The sequence below is a fragment of the Chitinophaga sp. W3I9 genome, assembly GCF_050434025.1.
Lineage (GTDB): Bacteria > Bacteroidota > Bacteroidia > Chitinophagales > Chitinophagaceae > Chitinophaga.
The window spans coordinates 1669293-1685030 of sequence record NZ_JBNPWC010000001.1; the positions used below are offsets into that span (position 1 = coordinate 1669293).

Below are 15738 nucleotides of genomic sequence, written 5' to 3' on the forward strand. Positions count from 1 at the left end.
TTCCCTTTTTATTTTCATCTTTTAGACTTACTCCCGTGCCAATTCTATCCTTACAAAACATTTCCAAACGATACGGAACGGTGCAGGCATTGTCCGGTGTATCCTTCGATGTGCCGGCTGGTAGCGTGTTCGGCGTACTGGGCCCAAACGGCAGCGGCAAAACAACCCTGCTGGGCATTGTTACTGATGTGCTCAAAGCAGATACCGGTAGCTTCACCCTTTTTGATAAAGCGCCTTCCGCCGCAGAACGCCGGCAAATAGGAACGTTGCTGGAAACGCCCAACTTCTATCACTATCTCAGCGCGTATAAAAACCTGGAAATCTCCGCTGCTATCAAACAGCGCGGGAAAGACGATATTGCCAGGGTACTGGAGATCTGCGGTCTTACACTCCGCCAGCACTCGGCCTTTAAAACGTATTCACTCGGTATGAAACAACGGCTGGCCATTGCCGCTGTTTTACTCGGTGACCCCGATGTACTCATCCTGGATGAACCCACCAACGGCCTCGATCCCTCCGGTATCGCGGAAGTGCGCGAACTGGTGCGTAAACTGGCAGATAGCGGCAAAACCATTATCCTCACCAGCCACCTGCTCGATGAAGTGGAAAAGGTATGCACACATGTGGCTATTTTGAGAAGCGGGAAGTTATTGCTGTCAGGACCGGTAAACACCGTCATCAGCCGGAACGACTTCGTGGAACTGGCGGCAGCAGATAACGCGCAGCTGCAGGCCACCATGCTCAGGTTCCCCGGTTGCACCGGCGCCATCATACAGGGCAACATTGTCAGGGCTTCTTTCGCTGAATCCCCCGATGCCGCAGCCATCAACAGCTACTGCGCCCAACAGGGCATCTGGCTCAGCTACCTGCAACTCCGCAAGAAAAGTCTCGAAACTGCATTCCTGGAAATCACTAACATCGCCGCATCATGAAACAGATCATCTATACCGAATGGCTGAAAGTAAGGAACTACCGCACCTTTTGGGTAATGCTGCTGCTGGCACTGGTGATTATCCCCGCCGGCAATTTCATGGTAGCCGACAAACTCAGCGGAAACCTGGAACAGATAAGCAAAATGCTTGGCAATCCCTTCAGCTTCCCGGAAGTGTGGTTAACCATGGCTTCGCTCAACAGCTATATCTCCGCATTATTCGGACTGCTCCTGATCATCCTGGTAACCAATGAATATACGTATCGCACCAACCGCCAGAACGTAATCGACGGCTGGGAAAGAAGCCAGTTTGTATACGCAAAGTTATTCTGGCTGGTGGCTATTTCCCTGCTCACACTAGTGGTGGCTACTATCAGCGGCGCCCTGGTGGGAATCATTTATGGCAACAAGCCCTTCAGCCTGGATGGATACCATTACATGCTGTATTACTTCCTGCAATTTAATGTGATGCTGACCATCGCCCTGCTGATCAGCGTGTTGGTGAAACGGGCGGGACTGGCCATTGTGCTTTTTGTGGCGTATAATATGATGCTGGATCAGCTGTTGTCTTTTATTGTTAAAAGAAATGCCGGCCCTGTTGGCGGCCTGCTGCCGCTCCAGAGCGGCGACGAGCTGCTGCCGTTTCCACTGGTGGGCAAAATGGTATCCACCGGCGATCAGTACGAAGCGTATGTGTATGTAACCGCCATGATAGCCTATATCGCATTGGGCATCTACCTGGTTTTCAGGAAAATATTAAAATCCGATCTGTAGAAATATCCATATATTTCACATTCTTTTAAAGCGAAATGTTTGGCAGAGAGCTTAAATTTGTTGAGCAAAGAAAAAAGGTGAATTATGGCAAAACAAGAGCGGGTTATACTGGTAACAAACGATGACGGCATCACGGCGCCGGGCATCCGGGCGCTGATAGAAGCAGTGAAACCCTTGGGCAAAGTGGTGGTGGTAGCGCCGGACAGTCCGCAGTCGGGTAAAGGACACGCCATTACCATCGGCGTTCCTTTGCGTTTGGAAAAGGTGGATATCTTTGAAGGAATAGAGGCATGGCAGTGCTCCGGCACGCCGGTCGACTGTGTAAAGCTGGCCCGCGACAAAATCCTGCATGGCAAACCGGACATCTGCGTGAGCGGCATTAACCACGGCGCCAATCACTCTATCAACGTGATTTATTCCGGTACAATGTCTGCCGCAATGGAAGCGGCCATTGAAGGCATTCCTTCCGTTGGCTTCTCGTTCCTGGAATACAGCTATGATGCTGATTTTTCGCTGCCCAAAAAAGTAGCGCACAGTGTCACCAAAAGAATGCTGGAATCCGATCTGCCACCAGGCACCCTGTTCAATGTGAACATCCCGATAGTGAGTGAAAAGGATTTCAAAGGACTGAAGATCAGCCGGCAGGCAGACGCAAAATGGGTGGAAGAATTTGATGAACGCCGCGACCCGCACGGTAAAAAATACTACTGGCTGACAGGAGAATTTAAAAACCGCGATACCGGACAGGATACAGATGTGTGGGCACTGGAAAATAATTACGCCTCTATGGTACCAGTGCAGTTTGACCTGACGAACTATTCATTGAAAAAGAAGCTGGAAGAAGATTGGAAAGACCTGTAAACATTCGTTATATCGCCATCATAATTACAGTATGTTAAAAAAAGACAATCTTCCGTTAGGGATTTTACTGGGGTTTTTAACACCCCTGCTTGCGTTTTTCCTGTATTACTTTTTTGTTATCAAACCGCATAATAACGTGGGACTGGGACAGTTTCTCGGTATTCTGAAAGATAATAAACAGATGATTCCGAAGCTCACCAGCATCTGCCTGTTATTAAACGGACTGGTATTTTTCCTGTATACAAGAAAACGGCTGGATATTACAGCCAAAGGTATTTTCCTGATGACCATGCTGTATGCTATCGGCATATTGTTACTCAAACTGATCAGATAATTTTTAATCAAAGAATATTGAAATATTACATTATTGCAGGAGAAGCGTCAGGTGATTTGCATGGCAGCAATCTTGTAAAACAATTACGGCAATTAGATACGTCTGCGGATATACGTAGCTGGGGAGGCGACCTGATGGAAGCTGCCGGCGCCCATGTGGTAAAGCATTACAAAGAACTGGCCTTCATGGGTTTTGTGGAAGTGGTGATGAACCTGCGCACCATTTTAAAGAACATAGAACTTTGTAAAAAAGATATCGCTGCCTTTAAACCAGATGTGCTGGTGCTGGTGGATTATCCCGGGTTTAACATGCGCATCGCCGAATGGGGCAAACAACAGGGATTTAAAATAGTGTATTATATTTCCCCGCAGGTATGGGCCTGGAAAGAGAACAGGGTAAAAAAACTCAGGCAGTATGTAGATAAAATGCTGTGCATCCTCCCGTTTGAACCTGACTTTTACAATAAATGGAATTATGTAACGGAATACGTAGGGCATCCGCTGGTGGAAGTAATCAAAGCTGCCAGGGAACAGCCCGCAGATGCGCCGTTATCAGATAAACCCGTGATCGCCGTATTGCCGGGCAGCCGTAAACAGGAAGTCAGCGTAAAGCTGCCGATTATGCTCACCATGGCAAAGCACTTTCCGCAATACCAGTTTGTAGTGGCACAGGCGCCCAGCCTGGACGACCATTTCCTGGAAAGTCTCACCGGTCAGCATCCCAACGTATCCATGGTAAAAGGACAAACCTATAAGTTATTGCGCCAGGCAAAAGCCGCACTGGTAACTTCCGGAACTGCCACGCTGGAAACAGCTTTGTTCGGCGTGCCGGAAGTAGTATGCTATAAAGGAAATCCTATTTCGTACTTCTTCGCCAAACACCTCATCAAAGTAAAATATATCTCCCTGGTAAACCTGGTGATGGACAAACTGGTGGTAAAAGAATTAATTCAGCACGACCTCACAGAAGAAAACCTGTTAAAGGAATTAAATGCGCTGTTGAATGATGAAGCTGCCAGAAGCCGCGTCATGAAAGACTATGCAGAATTGTGGCATAAGCTGGGAGAAAAGGATGCTTCCCGCCGCGCTGCAGAAGTGATCTACGAATACGCTATCGCTTAGTGCCGCCTGATCAGCTTGATCACCATGATAATAATAGCGATGATAAAAAGTAACAGTGAAATTCTGTTCATCCCATGCATCATAGCCACATAACGTGTTTTTGGTGCATTGGGATCCTTCTTGCCTATATACAGATACCTCAATATTTGTTGCCAGATACTTTTCATCTCCCAAAGATCGTAAATCAGTGCTATTTTTGGTTCTTCTGAAAAAATAGGACATGAAATATTTACTGTTAACAGTGGGACTGTTTTTTACCCTGTTTACCAATGGAATAGCACAAAATAACCCTATGCTCACCGGTTGGGAATTTTCCCGCGCCGATGAAGGCATCTGGCGGTCGGCTACCGTACCCGGCACGGTTCACACCGATTTGCTGGCACAGCATTTAATCCCCGACCCTTTTGCGGGAACCAATGAAAAGGCCGTGCAGTGGGTAGATAAGAAAGACTGGCAATACCGGAAAAGATGGCATATCAAAAAGCAGGAGCTGAATGCGGAGGTGATAGAACTGGAGTTTAAAGGTTTGGATACCTATGCAGATGTATATCTCAATAACCATTTAATTTTGCAATCGGCCAACATGTTTGTTTCGCATACGGTAAGTGTGAAAGAATGGCTGGTAGCGGGTGACAACGAATTGCGCATCCTGTTTAAAAGTCCCATCAAAACAGACATGCCCAAATTTTTGCAGGACAGCATCATCTATCCCGCTGGTAATGATGCCAGCGATATGCCGTTAAGTATTTATGCACGTAAAGCGCCGTATCACTATGGCTGGGACTGGGGACCACGGCTGGTTACCTCCGGGATCTACCGCCCAATTGTATTGCGGAGCTGGAATAAAGCAGTGATCCGCGATGTGTACTGGCAACAGCTGCAGCTGGATTCCGCGAAGGCAGACATGCAGGCGGAAATAACCATTGAAGCCGCTGCCGCAGGCGATTATACCTTGCAGGTGCTGCCAGGGAAAGCTATGCGCGAACTGGCAAAATTGCCGGTAAGCCTGCAAGCGGGGATAAACGTAATAAAAGTACCTTTCTCCATACCCAAACCGGTGCTGTGGTGGCCTGCCGGTATTGGCACGCCGTTCCTTTATGAATTGCAGGCAAATCTGCTCAGCAATAAAAAAGTACTGGCTGCGCAAAGCGCCAGGGTGGGGCTACGTACCATCGAAGTAGTGAATAAACCAGACAGCCTCGGGGAGTCGTTTTATGTAAAAGTAAACGGCCGCCCGGTGTTTATGAAAGGCGCCAACTATATTCCCCAGGATAATTTTCTGCCGCGTGTGTCGAAAGAAAAACAGGAAAAACTGTTTCAGGATATGGTAAGCTCCAACTTCAATATGGTGCGCGTATGGGGCGGAGGTATTTATGAAGATGATAATTTTTACAAACTGGCAGATCAGCACGGGATACTGGTTTGGCAGGATTTTATGTTTGCCTGTACCCTTTATCCTTCCGATCAGGCGTTCCTGGAAAATGTAAAGCAGGAATCCGTGGATAATATTAAACGTTTGCGCAATCATCCTTCGCTGGCGCTATGGTGCGGCAATAACGAAGTGGCCGTAGCTATCAAAAACTGGGGCTGGCAAAGCGGTTACGCCTATACGAATACGCAGTGGGAAAGTTTGCAGCAGGGATATGATAAACTGTTTAAAGAAGTGCTGCCACAACAGGTAGCGGCTTATCAGCCGGGCGCTTTTTATTTCCACTCTTCGCCCATCAGCAACTGGGGCAAGCCGGAAGATTTTACCAAAGGAGACAATCACTACTGGGGCGTATGGCATGGCATGGAATGGTTTGAAGCATTCAATACACATATACCACGCTTCATGAGTGAATATGGTTTCCAGTCCTTCCCATCTATGGAAACGATCCGCACATTTGCCGCGAAAGAGGATTACGATATCTTCTCTAATGTAATGCAGGCCCACCAGAAAAGTCCTGCGAAAGGAAATACGGCTATCAAAACGTATATGCTGCATTACTACCGCGAGCCGAAAGACTTTCCCTCCTTTGTTTACCTCAGCCAGGTTTTACAGGCAGAGGGCATGAAAGTAGCCATAGAAGCCCATCGAAGGGCTATGCCTTATTGCATGGGCACCCTGTACTGGCAGCTGAATGATTGCTGGCCGGGAGCTTCCTGGTCGGGCAGGGATTACGATGGCCGCTGGAAAGCATTGCAGTATTATGTAAAAGATGCGTTCAAGCCGCGACTGGTATCCAGCGTCATTGAAAACGGACAGCTGTGTACCTACCTCGTAACAGACGAATACGAAGGCAAAGCTGATTTATTGATGAAGGCCGTGGACCTGAATGGCAAGGTGATCTGGCAAAAGGAATTAACGGATATCGCTGTAAAAGGAAATACCAGCGAAAAACTACACAGCATAGATACCGCCGCTATTTTACAGGGAAATAACCCGGCAAGGGTAATATTCTATGCGCAACTGCGAATAGACAGTAAGGATATGGAGCGGAATATCTTTTACTTTGCTCCAGCGAAAGATATGAACCTGGAAGTGCCGCACCTGGATGTGGTAACCAGCAAGGTGTCCAAAGATAACGGCGTTGTTTATATCCGCCTGAAAACGGATAAGCTGGCAAGAAATGTTTACCTGTCGCTTGACAATGCCACTGCAACCGATCATTTTGAAGATAATTACTTTGATTTGTTGCCGGGAGAAACCCGGACCATCCGGTTGCGGACAGGACAACTGCCCGAACTTATTCACCAGGCTTTGAAAGTAACTACTTTAGTATCGTCTTATAAAAACTGACAATGAAAAAGAAATACCTGGTTTTATTGGGATTTGCGTTGCTGGGCTTTAATAGTCTGCACGCACAGAATGAAGAACCGCCTTATGTGCCTGAAACAGACCAGGCGGTGGTGAAGAAGCTGGATGAGTGGCAGGACTGGAAATTTGGGATGATCATGCACTGGGGACCTTATTCCCAATGGGGCGTGGTGGAATCCTGGAGCATTTGCCCGGAAGATGAAGGCTGGACACAGCGTAAGCCGGCAGGGATTCCTTATTACGATTACCTGAAAAAGTACGAGGCATTAGGGAAAACCTTTAACCCGGTTCACTTCAACCCCGAAAAATGGGCAAAAGCCGCAAAGGACGCAGGGATGAAGTATCTGGTGTTTACCACTAAGCACCACGATGGCTTCTGTATGTTTGATACCAAACAAACCGATTATAAAATAACCGCTGCGGACGGCGCTTTCAGCAAGAACCCCCGCGCCAACCTGGCGAAGGAAGTATTCCAGGCTTTCCGTGAGGAAGGTATTCACGCAGGGGCTTACTTTTCCAAGCCCGACTGGCACACTGAATACTACTGGTGGAGCTACTTTCCGCCAAAGGACCGCAATCCGAATTATGACCTGAAGAAATACCCGGAAAGATGGAACCAGTTTAAACAATACACCTATAACCAGATTGAAGAACTGATGACCGGCTATGGTAAACTGGATATCCTCTGGTTAGATGGCGGCTGGGTGCGCCCGCTGAAGCAGCAAACCAAGGAATCGCTTTCCTGGAGCCAAACGGCTCCGCAGGACCAGGATATAGACATGGGCAAAATTGCCACCATGGCCCGCAGCCATCAGCCCGGCCTGATTGTAGTGGATCGAAGTGTGCATGGCCCGTACGAAAATTACCGTACTCCTGAACAGCAGATCCCCGACAAGCCGCTCAGCTATCCGTGGGAAACCTGCATGACAATGGGCAGCTCCTGGTCTTATGTGCCGGACGATAAATACAAGTCCGTGAATGTACTGATCCACAACCTGGTGGACATTGTAGCCAAAGGCGGTAACTACCTGCTGAATGTGGCGCCTGGTCCTGATGGCGAGCTGCATAACGATGCATATACTACCATGAAGCATATTGGCGAGTGGATCCATATCAACGGGGACGCTATTTACGGCACCCGGGCGGTAGCGCCTTACAAGGACGGGAAAGTGTGTTTCACCCGTAAAAAAGACGGCAGCGTATATGCGATCTATCTCCTGGATCAAAATGAGAAACTGCCCGCAGTAATTTCATTTAAAGGATTAACACCGGTTAAAGGCGCCCGTTTACAGGTGCTGGGGACCAATAATAAGCTGGTGTGGAAAACTACGGCAGCAGGAGTGGAAGTGCAGATCCCTGCATCTATCCGCGATAAAGGATTTCAGCATGCTATAGCTATCAAAATACCGGCTGTGGAAAAGCTGTGATTGTAGTGTGAATTAATGTGAATTAGTGTTGATAAATAAAAAAAAGAGATGGACGCTTACCCGCGGACATCTCTTTTTTGTTTTATAGTCGAACTGATCACAAATGGTAGCTATATGAACAGAAATCCAAAAGTCTTGCTTGTTGACGATGACAAGGCATTCGGCGGTATCGTCAAACAGCACCTGGAGCAGGCCGGCTACAGTGTGGAACATTGCTTCGACGGCGTAGATGCCTGGAACCTTTACTCAAGGTCCAAATATGATATCTGTCTTATCGACATCGTTCTTCCGAAAATGAGCGGATTTGAACTGGCGAAGGAAATCCGGAATGTGACCATGCTGACGCCGATCTTTTTCCTGACAGGAGAAAAGACGGACGAAGCTGACCGCATCAGCGGATTCCAGCTGGGAGGGGATGGTTACCTTGTAAAGCCATTCAGCTTTGAGGAACTGGTAAAAAGAATGAAGGTGATGCTGAAGTGGACCCGTCCCAACAGAACAGAGTTGCTGGTAGGGCACACAGTGGCGAATTACACCTTCCATTACCGGAAACTCAAGATCTTCGAAACCAGCAGCAAACTGGCCAAAGGCAAAATTTCTCCCATCGAGGCAAAAATGCTGCGTTATTTCCTCAGCCGGCCCAATATCATCGTCCAAAAGGATGAAGTATTGCTGCGGGTTTGGGGAAAAGAAGATTTTTATGCCAGTCGCAGTATGGACGTATTTATCGGCCGCGTACGCAGGCTGCTCCGGCTGGTGCCGCGCATAGAGCTGGAAACCGTTTACAACGTTGGGCTCCGCCTGAATGTGCCGGAAGACATCCTGCCGGTAAAGATCACCGTGCCTCTTCACTGATAGCATTTTTTTCCCGCCTGATAATCAACCTGCCCGCCCTTTCCGGTTTATCCCGGCAAAGGGTGGGTGTTTTTTTGCAGCACCCTGTTTTTTCTTTCAGATTATATTAAATCGTAACTTTATTGCAATGGAAACAGTGGTTGTACAAAAATATAATTTAGACGAAGAGCAGGAAAAGAAGGAAATCGTTCGGCATTACCGTGCTTTATTGAGGGCGTTGAAGCCCCGTTTGAAAAAAGGCGACAGGGAGCTGGTACGTACTGCTTTTGAAATGGCAGCAGATGCACACAAGGAAATGCGGCGTAAATCCGGGGAGCCTTATATCTTGCATCCGCTGGCCGTAGCGCAGATCTGTGTGGAAGAAATAGGCCTCGGCGTACGCTCCGCCATATGTGCCCTGCTCCACGATACCGTGGAAGATACCGAAGTAACACTGGAAGATGTGTCCCGCGAGTTCGGGAATGAGATCGCTCACATTGTAGATGGTCTCACAAAAATATCTACCGTAATAGACTCCAGTACCAGCACCGCACAGGCAGAAAACTTCAAGAAAATATTACTGACGCTGGCAGATGACCCCAGGGTGATCCTGATCAAGCTGGCAGACAGGCTGCACAATATGCGTACGCTCGACAGCATGAGCCGCGAAAAGCAGCTGAAAATAGCTTCTGAAACCGTGTTCATTTATGCGCCGCTGGCCCACCGTCTTGGGTTATACAATATTAAATCCGAAATGGAAGACCTGGCCATGAAATACACGGAGCAGCAAACCTACCGTGAAATAGCCAAGCGTCTCAAAGAAACCAAACGCGAACGCACCCGCTATATCAACGAGTTTATCAAGCCAATCAAAGAGGTGCTGCAGGAGGAAGGATTTGAATTCGAGATTTATGGCCGCCCGAAATCCATTCATTCCATCCATAACAAGATCAAAACAAAAGGCGTTGCCTTTGAAGAAGTATATGACCTTTTTGCCATCCGTATCATCCTGGATTCCGCGATAGATAAGGAAAAGGCAGATTGCTGGAAGGTGTATTCCATTATTACCGACTTTTACCACCCAAGCCCGGAAAGAACCCGCGACTGGCTCAGCAACCCCAAATCCAATGGGTACGAGGCGTTGCACGTAACCGTAATGGGTCCCAGTGGTAAATGGGTGGAAGTGCAGATCCGCTCCAAACGCATGAACGACTATGCGGAAAAAGGGGTGGCCGCACACTGGCGGTACAAGGAAGGCAGCAATGCCTCCGCCCAGCAGGAATCTAAATTTGATCAGTGGTTCACCCAGATCCGGGAAATCCTGAACAACCCCGATTCCAATACGCTCGACTTCCTCGCGGATTTTAAGAGTAACCTGTTCACAGAAGAAATTTATGTGTATACCCCCAAAGGGGATCTGAAAATATTGCCGGTAAACTCCACTGCGCTTGACTTTGCATACTCTATCCATAGTGCCGTGGGTAATAAATGTATCGGCGCCAAAGTGAATTACAAACTGGTGCCCCTGAGCCATAAACTGCGCAGCGGAGACCAGGTGGAAATCATTACCTCCAATAAACAGAAGCCTTCGGAAGACTGGCTGAACTTTGTGCTCACCGCCAAAGCCAAATCCAAGATCAAGGATGCGCTGAAGGAAGAAAAGCGGAAAGTGGCAATGGACGGAAAGGCTGCACTGGAGCGTAAGCTGTCGCACATGAATATTTCTTTCAGTCAGCATAATATCAATGAACTGGTACAGTTCTATAAACAACCGTCCCCGCTGGATTTATATTACCAGGTGGCGGTCCGCAACATTGATCTGAAAGAACTCAAACAGTTTTCTGTACTGGGCGATAAACTGGAACCTCCAAAACCGGTGAAAGTACCGGAACACGTACCGGAAGAACATGTAAAACACCAGCTGCCTTCCAAAAAGGATGCAGAACTGATCATTTTCGGTGAAAGCTCGGATAAAATCGCCTACAAACTGGCGAACTGCTGCCGCCCGATCCCGGGAGATGACGTATTTGGTTTTATCACTGCCAGCGAAGGGTTGAAGATACACCGTACCAACTGCCCCAATGCCGCACAGCTGCTGGCTAATTATGGCCACCGCGTGGTAAAAACCAAATGGGTGAAGAACCGTGAAATTTCCTTCCTGACAGGCTTGCGCATTATCGGGATGGATGATGTAGGGGTGATCCACAAAATCACCAACATTATTTCCGGTGAACTGAAGATTAATATCTCCGCCCTCAGCATTGAGTCAAAAGAAGGCTTATTTGAGGGTTTGATCAAAGTATATGTTCACGATAAGGAAGAACTGGACGAGCTCGTGGACAGGCTTAAAACGCTCGATGGAATACAATCTATCCAGCGCCTCGAAGAATCTTAAAGTAAAAAATACAAACAGCAAATAAAGCAGGGCGGGTAAAAGGGAAGATTTCAGAAGATCTTGATGAAATCTTCCCTTTTATCCGCAATTCCGGTGTGTAATTAGTAATTTGTTTGTAATTCTTAATATTCGCCTTAATTTTGCGACTTCTTTTAAAGCAACAAACCTCCGATATTTAATTAAATCATTATGGTAGACGTTTTGTTAGGCCTGCAATGGGGCGACGAAGGCAAGGGTAAGATTGTGGACTATTTTGCCGGCAGGTACGACGTGATTGCCCGTTTCCAGGGTGGACCAAATGCTGGTCACACTTTGTATGTAAACGGTCAGAAAGTAGTATTGCGCACCATTCCATCCGGTGTATTTCATGATAAGACCATCAACCTGATCGGTAACGGCGTGGTGCTGGACCCGGTAGCTTTCAAAAAAGAAAGTGAAGATATTTCAGCCCTGGGAGTAGATCTGACAAAAAATCTGTTTATTGCTGAAAAAACCCATATCATTGTTCCTACACACCGCGCGCTGGACAAAGCGTCTGAAATAGCGAAAGGAAATGATAAAATAGGCTCTACTTTAAAAGGTATCGGCCCTGCTTACATGGATAAAACCGGCAGAAATGGGTTACGCGTAGGTGATGTTTTATCCCCCGATTTTAAAACACTGTACGAAAAACTGAAGCAGAAACACCTGCAGCTGTTATGTCAGTACGATATAAATGAATTTTCAGAAGATATTGCCAACTGGGAAGCTGAATTCTTCGAAGCCATCCCTTTCCTGCAGCAAATGAATGTGGTAAGCGGCGAATATTTCCTGAATGAGAAACTGAAAGCCGGTAAAAAAGTATTGGCTGAAGGCGCCCAGGGAAGTATGCTGGACGTGGATTTTGGTACTTATCCTTTCGTTACTTCTTCCAATACCATTTCTGCCGGCGTATGTACCGGTTTAGGTATTGCTCCACAGTGGATCAGAGAAGTGATTGGTGTTACCAAAGCCTATTGCACCCGCGTTGGTAGCGGTCCTTTCCCTACCGAACTGCATGATGCAACCGGCGAGAAACTGCGTTCTGCAGGCCATGAATTTGGTGCGGTAACCGGCCGTCCACGCCGTTGCGGCTGGATCGACCTGGTAGCGCTGAATTATACCTGTATGCTGAGCGGCGTTACCCAACTGGTAATGACAAAAAGCGACGTGCTCGACGAATTCGACGAAGTACTCGCCTGCACCGCTTATGAAATTGACGGAAAACAAACAAAGCAACTGCCTTTCCAGATTAACGGTCTGGACATTAAACCAGTCTGGGAAACATTTAAAGGATGGAGTGATAAAACTTCTACCTGTCAGCAGTTCAACGAGTTACCAGCGGAGATGAAAGCATTTGTTACAGCAGTAGACACCTATCTGGGTGTGCCCGTGAAATACGTTTCCAACGGACCTGGGCGCGATCAGATCCTAGAAAAGTAGAACCAAAAAGTAAGGAAAAAAAACAGCAAAAAAAATTTGGCGAATAAAAAAAACTATTAAAACTTTACGGCAAAGAAATAAGGTAACCTATTATGAAATCAAAATCTGATAAAGAGAAAGAGACCAAAAAAACTACTTCTCCTAAGACTGCAAAAGAAGCTCCCAAAGCTGCGGCCAAGCCTAAGAAAGAGGTGGATGATGATGATGATGAGGAGGATGATGAAGATGTGAAACCTTCCAAATCTGCCTCAAAGAAATCAGATAAGTCTGCATCCAAATCAAAACGTAAAGATGATGATGAGGAAGAAGACGACGCAGATGAAGAGGATGATGTAGATGATGCGTGGGAGAAAGGAGAAGATGATGATTATGATCCTGATTTTGAGGAATTTGACATGCCTAAGTCGAAAGGTAAACGCGGCCGTCCCAGCACTGGCAGCAAAAAAGCCGATGATGACGACGATCTGGGTATCGATGATGAATTCAAAGACATGGATCTGTTCAACGATCGTTTTGATGATGACGATGATGATTTTTAAGCACTAAACACGATTGTTATCAGGATATTTCACACTTTTCCGGTTGATAATCAGAAAATATTTAAACAACAAATGTTGGATTGGGGAAACCAGTTCAACATTTGTTGTTTTTTAGACAATAATAATTACGATTCTCCCTGGCATCAATATGAAGCCATACTCGCTGCAGATGCACTGCATACCCTCGAAGTAAACGCCGGCAACGCATTCCCCGCTTTACAGCAATTCCATCAAACACACGCCGGCTGGCTCTTCGGGCACCTTGCCTATGATCTCAAAAACGAAACGGCAGGTCTGCATTCACACCACTACGATGGTATCGGTTTTCCGGATATGCACTTTTTTGTGCCCCGCATCATCATACAACTGCAAAAAGACCAGGTGCATATCGGTGGAGAAGCCTTTACCAGGGAAGACGCGCAGGAGATCCTTACAGCAGTATTGCACCTGCCGCCGGATCCTACACCCGTAGTTACTTCCCCGGTGCAGCCACTGCAAAGCCGCCTGGATCACCAACGCTATATTGCCGCAGTGAAAAGCCTGCAACAACACATCCTGCAGGGCGATTGCTATGAAGTTAATTTCTGCCGCGAAAACTTCATGGAAAATATCAGCATACATCCACCGGCTTTATTTACCCGGCTCAATGCCTTGTCGCCATCGCCTTTTGCCGCATATTATCGCCTGGATCACCGTTACCTTGCCTGTTCCAGCCCGGAACGGTTTGTGCAAAAGAAAGGCAACACCGTTATCTCCCAGCCGATTAAAGGCACCAGCCGGAAAGATGCAGACCCGGTAACAGACCGCCAGCTGCAACAGGACCTGCTGAACAGTGCGAAAGAACGTGCAGAAAATGTAATGGTAGTAGATCTTGTTCGCAACGATTTATCCCATACTGCCTTGCAGGGCACCGTGGAGGTAACAGAACTGTTTGGCATCTATTCCTTTGCCCATGTGCATCACATGATTTCTACCGTCTCCGCACAATTATCTCCCGAAACGCCCTTCACGGAAGTATTGCGGAATGCTTTCCCGATGGGATCCATGACAGGCGCGCCAAAATTAAGGGTGATGCAACTGATTGAACAATATGAGCAAACCCGCCGGGGACTTTACTCCGGAGCCATAGGATATATTACGCCGGCAGGTGATTTCGACTTTAATGTGGTGATCCGCAGCATACTGTACAACGCAGATAACCGCTACCTCTCTTTTCAGACCGGATCTGCCATCACTTTTTACAGTGATCCGGAAAAAGAATGGGAAGAGTGCTTACTGAAAGCTGCTGCTATGGAGAAAACCGTTATCGGCTAAACAGCTGCTCCATTGCATCGTTAATGGTAGGATAAGAATACTGGAAACCGGTTCGTTGTATTTTGTCGGCAGACGCTTTCACGCTTTTCAATACTTCCACACTCATTTCCCCCAATGCCAGTTTCAGGGCAAAAGCAGGTACATAGGTAGTCATAAAGCTGCGTCCTTTGGCCATCCGGGCCATACTGAGTATCAGTTCACGGTTGGTAACAGGATTGGGCGCCACTGCATTGTAAACGCCTTCCAGCCGGTCGTTCACAATAGCATTGAAGTACAACCGTACAATGTCGTGAATATGTATCCAGGGAACAAATTGTTCGCCAGATCCAAGTATGGTGGCAAATCCAAACCGCAATGGTTTGTAGAATTCCTTTAAAGCGCCGCCATCGGGGCTGAGCACAATGCCGGTCCGGAAAATCACCAGCTTTTTATCAAGTGTAGTTACTTTGGAAATGCTTTGTTCCCAGGCATGGGTGGTGGTGGCCAGGTAGTCGGTAGCAGGAGGGTCTGTTTCGGTGAAGATGTGGTCTGTAAAGTCGCCATAATAACCTGTTGCTGAAGCGCTGATCACCTTCTTTACCTTGTTGGGGAAGTTTTTAAGCGCAGTGAAAATTAATTCACTGCTTTGGGTACGGCTGTCAATGATTTCCTGTTTACGCGCTGCTGTCCAACGTTTCTCTTCCACGTTGGCGCCCGCCAGGTGTACGATATAATCCGCCTGTTGAATAACTTCTTTATCTATGGTTTGGGATTCCACGTTCCAGTGGGCATATGTTACATTCGTGTTGCTGCGTTTATCAGGACGCCTGCTGAGAATAATCACCTTATAGCCGCGCTCCAGCAGCAGCCGGGTTAATGCCGTCCCTATAAGTCCTGTTCCACCGGTTATAATAACGGTTTCCATCCAATAATAGCTGCTTTTTTAAAATAATTTATTAAAAATACAC

14 protein-coding genes are annotated in these 15738 nt (G+C 47.3%); 12 read left to right on the top strand and 2 right to left on the bottom strand.

Annotated elements, in window-relative coordinates; translation table 11 throughout:
- The first annotated feature begins 35 nt into the window (after positions 1-35).
- The 5 genes from QFZ51_RS07195 to lpxB all read left to right on the top strand — a co-directional run bounded on the left by QFZ51_RS07195 (position 36) and on the right by lpxB (position 4021).
- Entirely contained in the window at positions 36-932 is an 897-nt protein-coding gene (locus tag QFZ51_RS07195; protein WP_429044689.1) for an ABC transporter ATP-binding protein, read from the top strand.
- Positions 929-1705 carry an ABC transporter permease gene (locus tag QFZ51_RS07200; RefSeq protein ID WP_429044691.1) on the top strand — a complete coding sequence of 259 codons (777 nt, stop codon included), beginning with the start codon at positions 929-931 and terminating at the stop codon, positions 1703-1705. Before QFZ51_RS07195 ends, QFZ51_RS07200 begins: the two co-directional genes overlap by 4 nt.
- An 84-nt stretch (positions 1706-1789) precedes the next feature.
- The gene (surE, locus tag QFZ51_RS07205; protein ID WP_370909252.1) at positions 1790-2566 is read left to right on the top strand and encodes a 5'/3'-nucleotidase SurE; all 777 of its coding nucleotides are present in this window, start codon (positions 1790-1792) and stop codon (positions 2564-2566) included.
- 31 nt (positions 2567-2597) lie between these two features.
- Positions 2598-2900 (top strand): hypothetical protein, encoded by a 303-nt coding sequence (locus QFZ51_RS07210; protein ID WP_370909253.1) that lies wholly within the window; start codon positions 2598-2600, stop codon positions 2898-2900.
- Positions 2901-2917: 17 nt separating this feature from the next.
- A complete protein-coding gene (lpxB, locus tag QFZ51_RS07215; protein WP_370909254.1) occupies positions 2918-4021 on the top strand; it encodes a lipid-A-disaccharide synthase in 1104 nt (367 codons plus the stop codon).
- Here lpxB and QFZ51_RS07220 read toward each other — a convergent pair.
- Positions 4018-4188, bottom strand: a complete 171-nt coding sequence (locus tag QFZ51_RS07220; protein WP_370909255.1) for a DUF6728 family protein — start codon at positions 4186-4188, stop codon at positions 4018-4020. The genes lpxB and QFZ51_RS07220 overlap by 4 nt on opposite strands.
- A gap of 53 nt (positions 4189-4241) precedes the next feature.
- Between QFZ51_RS07220 and QFZ51_RS07225 the strand changes: the two genes are divergently transcribed.
- From QFZ51_RS07225 to QFZ51_RS07255, 7 genes are all read left to right on the top strand, one after another.
- Positions 4242-6803, top strand: coding sequence for a beta-mannosidase (locus QFZ51_RS07225; protein ID WP_429044693.1), 2562 nt, complete (start codon positions 4242-4244; stop codon positions 6801-6803).
- A 2-nt stretch (positions 6804-6805) separates the two neighbouring features.
- Entirely contained in the window at positions 6806-8248 is a 1443-nt protein-coding gene (locus QFZ51_RS07230) for an alpha-L-fucosidase (RefSeq protein ID WP_429044695.1), read from the top strand.
- A 114-nt stretch (positions 8249-8362) separates the two neighbouring features.
- Complete coding sequence (locus QFZ51_RS07235) at positions 8363-9103, top strand: response regulator transcription factor (RefSeq protein ID WP_370909258.1); 741 nt, start codon at positions 8363-8365, stop codon at positions 9101-9103.
- 127 nt (positions 9104-9230) lie between these two features.
- A complete protein-coding gene (locus QFZ51_RS07240; protein ID WP_370909259.1) occupies positions 9231-11477 on the top strand; it encodes a RelA/SpoT family protein in 2247 nt (748 codons plus the stop codon).
- Between the two features lie 189 nt (positions 11478-11666).
- Entirely contained in the window at positions 11667-12938 is a 1272-nt protein-coding gene (locus tag QFZ51_RS07245) for an adenylosuccinate synthase (protein WP_370909260.1), read from the top strand.
- Between the two features lie 92 nt (positions 12939-13030).
- Positions 13031-13477 (top strand): hypothetical protein, encoded by a 447-nt coding sequence (locus QFZ51_RS07250; RefSeq protein ID WP_429044697.1) that lies wholly within the window; start codon positions 13031-13033, stop codon positions 13475-13477.
- A 72-nt stretch (positions 13478-13549) separates the two neighbouring features.
- Positions 13550-14791, top strand: a complete 1242-nt coding sequence (locus QFZ51_RS07255; RefSeq protein WP_429044699.1) for an anthranilate synthase component I family protein — start codon at positions 13550-13552, stop codon at positions 14789-14791.
- Here the strand turns inward: QFZ51_RS07255 and QFZ51_RS07260 are convergent.
- A complete protein-coding gene (locus tag QFZ51_RS07260; RefSeq protein WP_429044701.1) occupies positions 14781-15695 on the bottom strand; it encodes a TIGR01777 family oxidoreductase in 915 nt (304 codons plus the stop codon). The genes QFZ51_RS07255 and QFZ51_RS07260 overlap by 11 nt on opposite strands.
- Between the last annotated feature and the right edge of the window lie 43 nt (positions 15696-15738).

Excerpts from the sequence above, each read along its gene's own strand:
- QFZ51_RS07250 (WP_429044697.1), top strand. The coding sequence starts at position 13,031 with ATGAAATCAAAATCTGATAAAGAGAAAGAGACCAAAAAAACTACTTCT.
- QFZ51_RS07245 (WP_370909260.1), top strand. The coding sequence starts at position 11,667 with ATGGTAGACGTTTTGTTAGGCCTGCAATGGGGCGACGAAGGCAAGGGT.
- QFZ51_RS07210 (WP_370909253.1), top strand. The coding sequence starts at position 2,598 with ATGTTAAAAAAAGACAATCTTCCGTTAGGGATTTTACTGGGGTTTTTA.
- QFZ51_RS07230 (WP_429044695.1), top strand. The coding sequence starts at position 6,806 with ATGAAAAAGAAATACCTGGTTTTATTGGGATTTGCGTTGCTGGGCTTT.
- QFZ51_RS07260 (WP_429044701.1), bottom strand. The coding sequence starts at position 15,695 with ATGGAAACCGTTATTATAACCGGTGGAACAGGACTTATAGGGACGGCA.
- QFZ51_RS07240 (WP_370909259.1), top strand. The coding sequence starts at position 9,231 with ATGGAAACAGTGGTTGTACAAAAATATAATTTAGACGAAGAGCAGGAA.
- QFZ51_RS07235 (WP_370909258.1), top strand. The coding sequence starts at position 8,363 with ATGAACAGAAATCCAAAAGTCTTGCTTGTTGACGATGACAAGGCATTC.
- QFZ51_RS07200 (WP_429044691.1), top strand. The coding sequence starts at position 929 with ATGAAACAGATCATCTATACCGAATGGCTGAAAGTAAGGAACTACCGC.
- surE (WP_370909252.1), top strand. The coding sequence starts at position 1,790 with ATGGCAAAACAAGAGCGGGTTATACTGGTAACAAACGATGACGGCATC.
- QFZ51_RS07255 (WP_429044699.1), top strand. The coding sequence starts at position 13,550 with ATGTTGGATTGGGGAAACCAGTTCAACATTTGTTGTTTTTTAGACAAT.
- QFZ51_RS07220 (WP_370909255.1), bottom strand. The coding sequence starts at position 4,188 with ATGAAAAGTATCTGGCAACAAATATTGAGGTATCTGTATATAGGCAAG.
- QFZ51_RS07225 (WP_429044693.1), top strand. The coding sequence starts at position 4,242 with ATGAAATATTTACTGTTAACAGTGGGACTGTTTTTTACCCTGTTTACC.